Genomic DNA, 12,473 nt, shown 5'->3' with positions numbered 1-12,473 from the left:
AGGACGCAGGCTTAAATGGGCGCAATTTTCCCTTTTTTCAAGGGGTATTCACATCAAAGGCACGTTTATGGCCGTTGCGTCACGCCCGAACTGATCCTCCCAGTGGTTTCGGTTCAAAACCACCCCGTCTGCACGCACGCGGCTGATCTGGGCGATGTCGACCTCAGCGAAGGTCCAGCCGGGCACGTTGATCTCGGCGGCCGCAAGGACTCCGGTGGATGGAAAGCCCACATCCGGCGGGCAAAAGATGCCGCCCGCCCCGTAAGATGTGCCAAGCGCCTCTGACCAATCCGCAGGGCCGATGCAGGATGACATGGCCGTAACGCATTGATTTTCAAGTGCCCGCGCCATGGATCCGATGCGGACACGCCAGTAGCCCGCCAGCGCCTCAGTCACGCTCGGCACGGCGATGATGTCACAATCGGCAAGGGCACGGCCCAGCAGGGGAAACTCGCTATCGTAGCAGATGAGGATGCTGATCTTGCCCAATGTGGTCTCGAAGATACGCAGAGGCTCCCCGCCGACCACGCCCCAGACCTCGCGTTCGAATCGGGTCATGATCTGCTTGTCCTGCACCCCGACTTGACCTGAAGGGGTGATCAGACGCGCGCGGTTCACCGGACGCGCGGCGGCAAGCGTCACCGCAGGCCCCGATGCCGCAACGATATGCACGCCATATTCCGCCGCCAGTTTATGATGCGCCGCATCCGCATCCGCCAACCGGTCAGAGACTGCAAACAGCGACGCCTCAAGATTGCCCGCCACATTAAGGCCAGCGAGCGTCGCAAGCTCCATCGCGCCGTATTCGGGAAAAACCAACAGCTCCGCCCCGCTGGCGGCCGCCGTTGCGACCCAGCCTGCAAGCTTGTCTTCATATTGCGCCCAGCTGGTCAGGACATCCAGCGGGTATGCGGCGGTTGCGATTTTCATGAGGCCTCCGGGTGCGTGGTTTCCCTTATGGTGCGCCGCGCGCGGCCAAGCTTCAAGTACCACCACCCCACCCCGGGGCTCATTTCACTTTTGTGAAACTATGGGCGCATGATCCGCGACAAGCTTGCCAATTTATCGGGCATGCTTCACAAAATTGGAAAGAACGAAGGGGGCGAGGACCATGATCAAAAAGGGCATCACCCTGCGCGGTATAGAGGTATTCGAGGCTTTGGCCAGCCGGGGATCGGTCGCACAGGCCGCCGCGCTGACAGGGTTAAGCCAACCCGCCGTGAGCCAGCAGATCAGCAACCTCGAAGCCGCCATGGGCACCGCCCTGATCGACCATAGCACACGCCCCATGCGTCTGACCGCGGCGGGCGAAAGCTTTCTGCGGCACAGCGGCGCGGCGCTGACCCATATCCGGCTGGCGCAATCCGAGCTGACGGTCATGGATTTTGCCAATCTCAGCGATCTGAGCCTTGGCGTGATCGACGACTTTGACAACGATGTCACGCCGCGTCTGGCGACCCTACTGGCCGACAGTATGGCGGGCTGTCGCTTTCGCATGGTAACCGACGGCAGCAAGGGGCTGATCCAGTCGGTGCAGGACAAATCGCTTCATGTCGCCATTGCGGCCACCAGTGGGGATGCAAAAAGCGGGCTGATCGAGATTCCGCTGGCCCGCGATCCCTTTGTTATCGTCACCCCGGCAAGCTTTGACGGCGACAGCGCCGCGCTGATGACGGGGCGATCCGCCCTGCCCTTTGTTAAATACGCGGCGGACCAGTTGATCGCAGACCAGATCAACAACCACCTGACGCGCAGCAATATCACCCTGCCCTCGCAATTCGAGATCGGCAGCCATCTCGCCCTGATGGCGATGGTGGCACGGGGCATCGGCTGGGCCATCACGACGCCCTTCGGCTATTGCCGCGCAGAGCGGTTTCACCAGCAGCTTGCGGTGCACCCGCTCCCCACGCCCGGATTAACGCGACAGATCTCGCTGTTTGCGGGGTCAGACTGGACGGGGCCGGTGCCCCAGAATATTGCCGACACGATGCGGCAACTGCTTCGGTCCCACATGATCGCGCCAACGGTGGCGCAGTTGCCGTGGCTTTCTTCCAGCTTCGAGGCGTTAGAGGGCTGACCGCTTGCGCAAAAGCTGCGCGGCTGGTTCACTTGGCGCGTAAAACAAAGGGGCTGACATGAGCAAGATCGTCATTCTGACCGGCGCGGGCATTTCTGCGGAAAGCGGCATTGATACCTTCCGCGCCGAAGACGGGCTTTGGGCGCAGCACCGGGTCGAGGACGTCGCCACTCCCGAAGGCTTTGCCCGCGACCCGCAACTGGTCGTCGATTTCTATAACGGTCGCCGCAAACAGGCGGCAGAGGTATCGCCGAACGCGGCGCATCAAGCGCTGGCCAGACTGCAGGCGAATTATGCCGGACAGGTGGTGATTGTGACGCAGAATGTCGATGATCTGCACGAACAGGGCGGCGCGCGGGCGATCCATATGCACGGCGCGCTGAATTCGGCGCTCTGCGCTGCCTGCGACCACCGTTGGCCCGCACCTATGGTCATGGCCGTCGGTGATCCCTGCCCCGCCTGCAATGCTCCAGCCGCGCGGCCCGACATCGTTTGGTTCGGCGAAATGCCCTATGACATGGACGAGATTTTTGACCATCTGGCCGAGGCCGATATCTTTGCAGCCATCGGTACCTCTGGCAACGTCTACCCCGCCGCCGGTTTCGTGGCAGAGGCGCGGCGCAACGGGGCCCATACGGTAGAGCTGAACCTCGAACGTTCTGCCGTGGGGAACCAGTTCGCCGAGCACCGCACCGGTCCGGCGACACGTGTGGTCACCGATTGGGTGGAGCAACTCTTGGGCAGCCCACCCCAGCAGCGGCCCGCGTTTTAACACAGATCGGGCCGCTACCATTCATGGGGGCGAAAAGGCTCAGTCTTTCGGCATCTCGTGACCGGTGTGATCCATATCACCGTGGTCATGCTTCATCTTGCCATGGTTCGGCTTGCGGTCCTGATCGACCATCACCTCGATCTCGACCGCACCGGCCTTTTCGAACTCAAGTGTGACGGGCACCATCGCGCCCTGCTCCAGCGGGCCTTTCAGGCCCATGAACATCAGGTGGTCGCCGCCGCGTTTGAAGGCGTGCATGTCATCCGCCGCAATGGCCACGCCGCCTTCGATCTCGCCCATCCGCATGACGCCATTGTCGTCAGAGGTGTGGGTATGCAATTCGACCTTGTCAGCCACGTCGGAGGACGCCCCGATCAAACGGTCATCCGCGCCAGAGTGGTTCATCACCACCATAAACGCCGCACCGGAGGTGGATTTCGCGGTCGAGCTGCGGATGTAGGCGTCATCCACCATGATGCCTTCGGCAGCGAGAGGGGCGGAAAAGAGAAACAATGCGCAGACAGCGCGGGTCAGCAAAGCAGGTGTCATTGGTATATCCTGTCGTCATATTCAAAATGTCTGTGAAGGGTGTGGCTCAGACAGCGACAGGCGGGGCCCTTGGGTCGTGGCGCGTTTTACGTCGCGGCACATCGGCAGTCAGGACATGCACCGCCGGCGCGACAAAGGTCACGATCCGCATCGGTGCGGCCGCCAGAACCACCGTGCCTGCCATTGCAACGTTAAGCGCCGAATCGGGACAGATATGCGGGGCCGAGGTCGGCTTGCCCTGCGCATCCACATAAATCGCCACAGGGCCCGCACCGGTGCACAGCACCATCTGCCCCGTAGCCGCAGAGGCCCCGCGCGCGACAGCCATGCTTTGACCCGTGAGGGCCAGCATCAACGCCAGAACCAAAGCTGAAAGGGAACGCAGGGTCATGGGCCGCACCCTAGACGAAGCGCTTGAAAAAGCACCAGCCCAAAACGACGCAGCCCCGGCCAAAGGCCAGGGCTACAACATCGTAACGATTGGAAAGTCTTACGACAGCGCTTCGGCTGTGGCGCTGGACTTTGCAATTGCTTTCTTAACTTTCAACGCGTTGACGGACAGTTCAGTGTCCTTTGCCTTCGCCATGAACTTGTCCAAGCCACCGCGGTGGTCAACAGTGCGCAAAGCAGCTGCCGAGATGCGGAACTTGAAACCGCGGCCCAGTGCTTCGGACTGCAGGGTGACATCGTTCAGGTTTGGCAAGAACCGACGACGTGTACGGTTCTTGGCGTGGCTTACGTTGTTGCCCGTCATCGGGCCTTTTCCGGTCAATTCGCAAACGCGCGACATGGGTCTATCCTTTTGCTGCGGGGCATTTCCGGCGATCCGGTGCAATACCCATATGGGCCGCGCTACGGCAAACCCTGAAATTGGTTTGCTGGCTTTAGGCGGAATCGCGAGCGGGGTCAACCCAAGCCTGCGCGGCAACACACGCTTTTCCTTTTGCATCCGTCGAAAAGATTTGTCATCTGTCGCATATGAATATTCATTCCCGTGCCCTTCTTGTCCATCTGTTCACTGCGACGGGTGCGATTTTCGCCATGCTGGCCATGCTCGCTGCCGCCGACGAACGCTGGGATATGATGTTCCTCTGGCTGGTTGTCGCCTTCTTTGTCGACGGCATCGACGGACCCCTGGCGCGTAAATACGACGTAAAGACCAACGCGCCGGAATTCGACGGCGTGCTGCTTGATCTGATCATCGATTATCTCACCTATGTGTTCATTCCGGCCTTTGCGCTATTCCATTCCGGCCTCATGGACGGGTGGAGCGGTTGGGTCATGATCATCATCGTCACCTTCGCCAGCGCCATGTATTTTTGCGACACACGCATGAAAACCAAGGATAACTCGTTCTGGGGCTTCCCCGGATGCTGGAACATGCTGGTACTGGTGCTCTTTGCCCTGTCGCCGCCATGGTGGGTGTCGCTGGTGCTTGTCACGGTCTTGGCCATTACCATGTTCGCCCCGCTGAAATTCGTGCACCCCGTCCGGACAGAGCGTTGGCGCGTGGTCACCCTGCCCATGGCATTGGGCTGGACCTTCTTTGCCGGTTGGGCCGCGTGGGTCGATTTTCACCCGCAAAGCTGGGCCCATTGGGGCCTGATCATCACCAGCGTCTATCTGATGTTTGCCGGTGTCGCGCAGCAGTATCTTTACGACCGCGAGGCCTGATAGAGGCGCGCGGGGCCAAGGCAGCGGCACGAGACCGCTAAACTAGATCAGCAGTCCCGCCGCCCCTTCGTGGCGTAGCAGGGCGACCTTGGTCTCTACCCCGCCAGCACCCGAGTATCCGGTCAGCCCCTTGGCCCCCATCACACGGTGGCACGGTACAATGACAGGGACAGGATTCTGCCCGCAGGCCTGCCCCACCACTTGCGCCGGGATCGCCAGTTTGGTCGCGATGTCACCGTAGGTCACTGTATCGCCAAAGGGGATCGCCGACATCTCGGCGCAGACCGCTTGCAACGTGGCACTTCCGCCAATGCGCAGTGGCAGAGTGAACTGTGTCAGCCGCCCCGCATCATAGGCACGCAGCTGCGCCTCCGCCTCATCCAGCAGCGCGCTTTTGTCTTGGTGAAGGGTATCCTGCCCCCAATGCAGGTGGGTAATCGCGCCCGCATCCTCGGTCACGACCAAGGTGCCAAAGCGCGTGGGGATGCTGCGCCGCTTCACCCGAGCTTCCGGATCAAGCGGCGCGGCGTCATCTTAGGACACGGCCTCGTCACACCGGGCACAAACGCCCGCGTGATCATGGGTGCCGACATCCGGCAGTACCTTCCAGCAACGTGCGCATTTTTCGCCCGACGCTTTCTCGAACACCACGGCAACGCCGTCGGTCTCTGGCATACGGAACGCCTCTGCCGGGGCGTCATCGCCGCTGATGGCGATCTGCGAGGTGATGCAAACGTCTTCGAACGCAACGCTTTCAAGCGCCGCCCGCTGAGCGTCATCGGCAACAAACACCATAGGTGCGGCCTCAAGCGAGGCCCCGATGACCTTCTCGACCCGCTGCACTTCCAAAGCCGAGGTCACAACCCGCCGCGCGGCACGCACCTTGGCCCATTTCGCCGCCAGATCAGAATCCAGCCACGCCTTGGGCGTTTCAGGGATATCCGTCAGGTGCACCGAGCTTTCGTCGCCGGGGAACCGTTCAAGCCAGACTTCCTCCATGGTGAACACCAGCACAGGGGCCAGCCATGTCGTCAGACGGTGGAACAGGATATCCAGCACCGTGCGCGCAGCACGGCGGCGCAACGTGTCGCCGTCGCAATACAGCGCATCCTTACGCACGTCGAAATAGAACGCGGACAGATCAACCGTGGCAAAGGTGAACACCGCCTGGAACACGCCTTGGAAGTCGTAGCGCGCATAGCCTTCCCGCACGATCTGATCCAGCTCTGCCACACGGTGCAGCACCCAGCGTTCAAGCTCTGGCATCTCCGCGGGGTCGGTCCGGTCAGCATCGGTAAAGTCCGACAGCGCGCCCAGCATATAGCGCATGGTGTTGCGCAGACGGCGGTAGCTGTCGGCGGTGCCTTTCAGGATTTCCGGCCCGATCCGCTGGTCCGCAGTGTAATCGGTCTGCGCCACCCACAGACGCAGGATATCCGCGCCATATTGCTGCACGACCTTTTCGGGAACGATGGTGTTGCCGATGGATTTGGACATCTTCATGCCCTTCTCATCCAGCGTGAACCCATGCGTCACCACGTTACGATAAGGCGCGCGGCCCGTGGTGCCCACGGATTGCAGCAGCGACGAATGGAACCAACCGCGGTGCTGGTCTGTGCCTTCCATATAGACATCCGCGATACCGTCTTCCGAGCCATCCTCGCGGTCGCGCAGCACAAACGCATGGGTCGAACCGGAATCGAACCACACGTCCAGAATGTCGAACACTTGGGTATAGTCGTCGGGGTTCACGATGCCGCCAAGGAACCGCTCTTTCGCGCCGTCTTCGTACCAGACATCCGCACCGTCAGCCTCGAACGCCTCGACGATGCGCTGGTTGACCTCTGGGTTACGCAGCAAGAAGTCTTCATCCGTTGGCAGCGCGCCATTCTTGGTAAAGCAGGTCAGCGGCACACCCCAGGCCCGTTGACGCGACAGCACCCAGTCGGGGCGTGCTTCCATCATCGAGTGCAGACGGTTGCGGCCCTTTTTGGGCACCCAGTTGACGTTGTCGATCTCGGTCAGGGCGCGTTCACGGATGGTCTTGCCGAATGTGTCCTGCCCGTCACCAACGGGCCGGTCGATCGCGGCGAACCACTGCGGCGTGTTGCGGTAGATGACCGGCGCCTTGGAGCGCCAGGAATGCGGATAGCTGTGCTTGATCTTGCCGCGCGCCAGCAGCCCGCCGACCTCGACCAGCTTGTTGATCACGGCCGTGTTGGCGTCGCCTTCCTTGCCGTTGGGTTTGAGGATCTTCTTGCCGCCAAAGAACGGCAGATCGGCGCGGAAAGACCCGTCTTCGACCACGTTATAGGTGATCACCTGATCCAGCATCCCCAGACCGCGGTAGAGTTCATATTCTTCAAGACCATGCGACGGCGCACAATGGACAAAGCCCGTGCCTTCAGTGTCGGTCACGAAATCAGCGGCGCGGAAGTCGCGCAGATCGTCCCATTCGCCATTGCTGCCTTCGGCCCCCGCCAGCGGGTGCTGCAGCTTGATCTTTGCCAGCTCGTCCTGCGTCACATCCCGCAAACGGCGCACCATGGTGTCATCCAGACGCGCACGCCCGAACACATCCATCGCCATGCTGTCCGACAGCAGATAGCGATCACCGATAGTGACCCAGGATTCCTCGGGGCGGCCGGTGACTTCGTACAGACCGTAAGAGATATCTTCGCCATAGACGACGGCCTTGTTGGACGGCATGGTCCAGGGCGTCGTGGTCCAGATCACGACGTGAGCGCCGTCAAGGGTGGCGTCATCCGTGCCAACAACCTTGAACTTCACCCAGATCGTAAAGCTTTCCTTGTCGTGGTATTCCACCTCGGCCTCGGCCAGCGCGGTCTTTTCAACCGGCGACCACATCACGGGTTTGGAGCCTTGATAGAGCGTGCCGTTCATCAGGAACTTCATGAACTCTTCGGCGATCACACGTTCCGCGTGGAAATCCATCGTCAGATAGGGATCAGCCCAGTTGCCGGTGATGCCCAGACGTTTGAATTCCTCGCGCTGGACATCGACCCAGCCGGCGGCGAACTTGCGGCATTCGGCGCGGAAATCGTTGATCGGCACATCGTCCTTGTCGCGGCCCTTCTGGCGGTACTGTTCCTCGATCTTCCATTCGATGGGCAGACCGTGGCAATCCCAACCGGGGATATAGCGCGCGTCAAAGCCCATCATCTGGTGCGACCGCACGATCATGTCCTTGATCGTCTTGTTCAGCGCGTGGCCGATATGCAGGTTGCCATTCGCATAGGGCGGGCCGTCGTGCAGCGTGAAGGGCTTGCGACGCTGCTTTTCGCGCAGGCGGTCATAGACGCCGATCTTTTCCCACCGCTCCAGCCATTCGGGTTCGCGTTTGGGCAGGCCCGCGCGCATCGGGAAATCGGTTTTTGGCAGGTTCAGCGTGGATTTATAATCAAGCGTTTCGGGGGTGTCGGCGCACATGGCGGGCGTCCTTTGGCAACGGTATTTCGGAATGGTGAATGTTCGGATGCGGTGCGAAAAACTCAAGCACCTCTGCCCGGCGTCTCGTCAATCAGAGCGCCGGGAAAATAATTCGAATAATGATCGCGGAGTTCCGGGTCATATGCAGCCTTATAGGCCGCAGCAGATCGACCGACAAGCCCCCTCGCCCCGGCATCTAGCTGCCTTTGGAAAACAGCCCCGACAGCGCGCGTTTGATGATGCTGCGCACCTTGGGGCGGCGGGGTTCAGAGAACGGCATGGGGCGACAAACCTCCATCGCGGCGACCCCAACGCGGGCGGTCAACGCACCGTTCACCAGCCCTTCGCCAAAGCGGCGTGACAGTTTCGCCAGCATCGTTCCGCCAAGGATCGGCTCCAGCATGTCGTCGCCCACAGCCACGGCCCCTGTCGCCACCAGATGCGACAGCACCACCCGCGTCAGACGCCACGATCCAAAGAAGCCCGAGCGCCCGCCGTAGATCTCGGCGACGCGGCGGATCATGCGCAGGTTGCTGGTCATCGCCGCGACCACATCGGCCAGCGCCAGGGGCACCAGCGCCGTCACCGTCGCGACCTGACGGGCCGCCGCCTCGACCTCGCGGCTGGCGGCGATGTCGAGCGGGCCCAACAGCTCTGCCTCGGTCAGCGCCAGCAGGGTCTGCGCATCCAACTGATCGCCGCGCAGCTCTGCCAGACGGTCGCGGCCCCAACGGGTATCCTCGCGGCCCTGATACAGTCCGACCAGCCGGTCCGTCACAGCCCGCGCCGCAGTCAGATCATTCTGCGCCAGCGCCTCGCCCACATCGTGATGCAAGCCGTCAAGCCGCGCCAGACGGCTAAAGGCCGCCAATTCACGCAGACAGAGCAGTACAAGAACCAGCAGCACCGCACCAATAAGCACGGTCATCGCCATCCCCAACAGCGGATAGCTGGCCAGCAGCCCCATGATAAAGTTCCACGCGGCAATCGATACCAGCGCGCCAATGAGCGTGGTCAGCAGCCACCAGAACAGGCGTACCAGCTTTGACGGCTTGCGCGCGGCCAGCCGTGCCGCGATCTGCATCGCCTGCCCTTGCGGCGCGGGTGTCCCAACATCGGGCACCGGCGGCGCATCCGATACCGAAGGCCGCGCGGTTGTGTCTTCTTCAAGATCAAATAGCACCGGACCCTTGGCCATCACGCCGCCCCTTTCATCCACTCAAACCGCACATCGGGTAGCCCGAAATCATTGCCTGCCCCGTCGCTGCGCGCCACCTCGATAAAGCCCGCGGCACGGTAGAACCGCGACGCACGCAGGTTCGCCTCGAAACTCCACAGCGCGAGCCGATCGCTTTGCGCCTTGGCCCCGTTCAGCAAACGCTGCGCGATGCCTTTGCCTTGGGCCTTGGGGTGCAGATACAGCCCGTGAATCTCGGCCGCACGCCGTGCCAGAAAGCCCACAACATGCCCCTCGGTCCGCGCCACCTGCACCCAGCCCACGTCGATCATGTCGCCCAGGGTGCCGATCTCTTCTGCGCGGCTGTGGGCCTGAGGCAGCCAATCGTGATCTGCATTGGCGCAAGCCATCACCTCTGACAGGCGACCGGCATCCAGCACCCGCGCGGGTGCGATGGTCACATCATCACTGGTCACAGACGATCCCCGATCAGGAATTCCGCCGCGCGGTCCAGACGGATATGCGGCGGCCCGTCACCGGGGCGCAGGTTCAGCCGAGCAGGCGCGAAACGCATGATCTGATAATCCTGATCCAGCCATTTTTCCGCCCCCGCCCGCGCCGGACTTAGAAGATGTGCCGGGTCTTTGGGTAGTTCACCGGGATAGAACGCGGCCTCTTTGCCGTTATCCAGCAGGCTGCCGCGCACGACCTCTAGGGTTTCGCCGTTGTGCGTCATCGTGGCTTCGGTCGTGGCACGCAAAGACGCCAGCGACATGGCCGATGTCTGAGCCCCCGCAAAGCGCGCGCGGTCGCGGGCATCCCGTGTCAGCGCCTCCATGATCGCGGTGAGGCTGGCGTGCTGACTGTGGTGCAAATGGTCTGCCTTGGTCGCGGCAAAGAGGATTTTCTCGACCCGTTTGCCGCGCAAAAGCTGCGTCAGAAATCCGTTGCGTCCGGGTCTGAAGCTGCCAAGGATATCGCTCATGGCAGCGCGCAAGTCTTCGACCGCGCGGGGGCCCTGATTGATCGCGCCAAGCGCATCCACCAGCACGACCTGCCGGTCGATCCGCGCAAAGTGATCGCGAAAGAACGGTTTGACCACCTGCCGCTTATACGCCTCGAACCGCCGCGCCATCTCGCGTAGCAGTGACCCGCGCGACCCCTCGCCGCTCGGCAGGGGCGCAAAGGTCAGCACTGGCGATCCGGCCAGATCACCGGGCAGCAGGAACCGCCCCGGTGTGCAGTCGGAATAGCCATTCGCACGTGCCGTTTGCAGATACTCGGCAAAGCTGGCGGCCAGCGCTTGGGCCACGGGTTCGTCCAACGCCGCCTCGGGGTCGGTTCCCTCCACCAGCGCGCGGTAGCCCGCGGCCTCTTCGCGGTTGGCGATCCGCGCCAGCACCTGCGCCGACCACGTGGCATAATCCACATCCATCAGCGCCAAATCCAGCAGCCATTCGCCGGGGTAATCCACGATATCCAGATGCACCGTGCGCGGCCCCTGAAACCCCGCAAGCAAGCCGTTTGGCCGCACCCGCAAGGACAAGCGCAGTTCCGATATGGCGCGGGTGCTGTCGGGCCAATGCGGCGTAGGACCAGTCAGCGCAGCAAGGTGGTTTTCATATTCGAACCGCGGCACGGTATCGTCGGGCTGCGGCTGCAAGAACGCCGCCTCGATCCGCCCTTCGGAGGCAGCAAGCAGCCCCGGCATCCGCCCGCGATCCAGCAAGTTCGCCACAAGCGAGGTGATAAAGACGGTCTTGCCGGAGCGCGCCAAACCGGTCACGCCCAGACGGATCACAGGCTCGAAAAACGTCTCGGACACCCCGTCCTGCACATTTTCCACCTGCCGCCAAATGCCATCGGCAATTCTTGAGAGTACCAAAGCCCGTGCCCGCCTTCACCTGTCGTTACGCTCTAACATAGGCACGCGGGTCAGGGATTGCCAGATGGGCACCCTCAGGGTAAACGCCCGCCATGCAACGCTATGCCCTGAAAATCGAATACCACGGCGCACCTTTTGTCGGCTGGCAACGCCAGATCGACCTTGCGTCGGTCCAAGGCGCGATAGAGGACGCTTTGGCCAAGATCGAACCGCGCGCCCATAACATCGCCGCCGCAGGGCGCACCGACGCCGGTGTCCACGCGCTGGCGCAGGTCGCCCATTGCGATATGGAACGTGACTGGACCCCGTTCCGCCTGTCCGAGGCGATCAACTATCATCTGAAACCACTGCCCATTGCGATCGTCGATTGCGTCGCGGTGGATGATGATTTTCACGCCCGCTTTTCCGCGCTTGAACGCCGGTATCTGTTTCGTGTGCTGGTACGTCGTCCTCCGGCGACACATCAGGCGGGGCTGGTCTGGCAGGTCAAGAAGCCGCTGGACATCGACCGCATGCGCGAGGCCGCGACCCATCTGATCGGCGAGCATGATTTCACCACCTTCCGCTCGACCATCTGTCAGGCGCAAACGCCGGTCAAAACGCTGGACCGCGTGGATATGACAGAGCATCCCGTCGGCGGCGGTGTCGAGGTGCAGTTCGACGTGCGCGCGCGGTCATTCCTGCACAATCAGGTGCGCAGCATCGTGGGCACGCTTGAACGCGTCGGGGCCGGATCATTCGCGCCCGACGATGTGAAACACATGCTCGCTGCGCGGGACCGTCAAGCCTGCGGCCCCGTCGCCCCGCCGCAGGGTCTGTATCTGTCGCATGTCACCTACGAGACAGACCCTTTCGCGCAATCGCCCCTGCGCCGCGGTTAAACCAGCGC

At 62.0% G+C, this 12,473-nt stretch carries 13 protein-coding genes; 4 read left to right on the top strand and 9 right to left on the bottom strand.

Going from position 1 to position 12,473, the window contains the following annotated elements:
* Positions 1–48: 48 nt before the first annotated feature.
* The gene (locus ACNQ62_RS15985; RefSeq protein ID WP_418095261.1) at positions 49–930 is read right to left on the bottom strand and encodes a carbon-nitrogen hydrolase family protein; all 882 of its coding nucleotides are present in this window, start codon (positions 928–930) and stop codon (positions 49–51) included.
* Positions 931–1,111: 181 nt separating this feature from the next.
* Between ACNQ62_RS15985 and ACNQ62_RS15980 the strand changes: the two genes are divergently transcribed.
* Both ACNQ62_RS15980 and ACNQ62_RS15975 read left to right on the top strand, forming a co-directional pair.
* Entirely contained in the window at positions 1,112–2,077 is a 966-nt protein-coding gene (locus tag ACNQ62_RS15980) for a LysR family transcriptional regulator (protein WP_418095260.1), read from the top strand.
* Positions 2,078–2,135: 58 nt separating this feature from the next.
* Complete coding sequence (locus ACNQ62_RS15975) at positions 2,136–2,849, top strand: NAD-dependent deacylase (protein ID WP_418095259.1); 714 nt, start codon at positions 2,136–2,138, stop codon at positions 2,847–2,849.
* Positions 2,850–2,888: 39 nt separating this feature from the next.
* Here ACNQ62_RS15975 and ACNQ62_RS15970 read toward each other — a convergent pair whose 3' ends face one another.
* The 3 genes from ACNQ62_RS15970 to rpmB form a co-directional block, all read right to left on the bottom strand.
* A complete protein-coding gene (locus tag ACNQ62_RS15970) occupies positions 2,889–3,398 on the bottom strand; it encodes a copper chaperone PCu(A)C (RefSeq protein ID WP_005851728.1) in 510 nt (169 codons plus the stop codon).
* Positions 3,399–3,444: 46 nt separating this feature from the next.
* Complete coding sequence (locus tag ACNQ62_RS15965) at positions 3,445–3,789, bottom strand: hypothetical protein (RefSeq protein WP_243251314.1); 345 nt, start codon at positions 3,787–3,789, stop codon at positions 3,445–3,447.
* A gap of 99 nt (positions 3,790–3,888) precedes the next feature.
* Entirely contained in the window at positions 3,889–4,188 is a 300-nt protein-coding gene (gene rpmB, locus ACNQ62_RS15960) for a 50S ribosomal protein L28 (protein ID WP_005851725.1), read from the bottom strand.
* A 188-nt stretch (positions 4,189–4,376) separates the two neighbouring features.
* Here rpmB and ACNQ62_RS15955 point away from each other — a divergent pair, with 188 nt between their 5' ends.
* The gene (locus tag ACNQ62_RS15955; RefSeq protein ID WP_418095258.1) at positions 4,377–5,072 is read left to right on the top strand and encodes a CDP-alcohol phosphatidyltransferase family protein; all 696 of its coding nucleotides are present in this window, start codon (positions 4,377–4,379) and stop codon (positions 5,070–5,072) included.
* A 42-nt stretch (positions 5,073–5,114) separates the two neighbouring features.
* Here ACNQ62_RS15955 and ACNQ62_RS15950 read toward each other — a convergent pair whose 3' ends face one another.
* The 5 genes from ACNQ62_RS15950 to ACNQ62_RS15930 all read right to left on the bottom strand — a co-directional run bounded on the left by ACNQ62_RS15950 (position 5,115) and on the right by ACNQ62_RS15930 (position 11,584).
* Complete coding sequence (locus ACNQ62_RS15950; RefSeq protein ID WP_074635804.1) at positions 5,115–5,573, bottom strand: methylated-DNA--[protein]-cysteine S-methyltransferase; 459 nt, start codon at positions 5,571–5,573, stop codon at positions 5,115–5,117.
* Between the two features lie 33 nt (positions 5,574–5,606).
* The gene (ileS, locus tag ACNQ62_RS15945; RefSeq protein WP_418095257.1) at positions 5,607–8,522 is read right to left on the bottom strand and encodes an isoleucine--tRNA ligase; all 2,916 of its coding nucleotides are present in this window, start codon (positions 8,520–8,522) and stop codon (positions 5,607–5,609) included.
* A gap of 196 nt (positions 8,523–8,718) precedes the next feature.
* Positions 8,719–9,720, bottom strand: a complete 1,002-nt coding sequence (locus tag ACNQ62_RS15940; protein WP_418095256.1) for a YcjF family protein — start codon at positions 9,718–9,720, stop codon at positions 8,719–8,721.
* Positions 9,720–10,175, bottom strand: a complete 456-nt coding sequence (locus ACNQ62_RS15935; protein ID WP_037965093.1) for a GNAT family N-acetyltransferase — start codon at positions 10,173–10,175, stop codon at positions 9,720–9,722. Before ACNQ62_RS15935 ends, ACNQ62_RS15940 begins: the two co-directional genes overlap by 1 nt.
* Entirely contained in the window at positions 10,172–11,584 is a 1,413-nt protein-coding gene (locus tag ACNQ62_RS15930) for a YcjX family protein (RefSeq protein ID WP_418095255.1), read from the bottom strand. The genes ACNQ62_RS15935 and ACNQ62_RS15930 overlap by 4 nt, the downstream gene beginning before the upstream one ends.
* Positions 11,585–11,676: 92 nt before the next feature.
* Between ACNQ62_RS15930 and truA the strand changes: the two genes are divergently transcribed.
* A complete protein-coding gene (gene truA, locus ACNQ62_RS15925) occupies positions 11,677–12,465 on the top strand; it encodes a tRNA pseudouridine(38-40) synthase TruA (protein ID WP_340244719.1) in 789 nt (262 codons plus the stop codon).
* Positions 12,466–12,473: the final 8 nt, after the last annotated feature.

Origin of the sequence: Sulfitobacter sp. SBS6 (assembly GCF_048285585.1) — a bacterium.
In the GTDB taxonomy this organism is placed as follows: domain Bacteria; phylum Pseudomonadota; class Alphaproteobacteria; order Rhodobacterales; family Rhodobacteraceae; genus Sulfitobacter; species Sulfitobacter pontiacus.
Note: the sequence above shows the minus strand (reverse complement) of the source record. Positions and strands in the feature narration are given on the sequence as shown.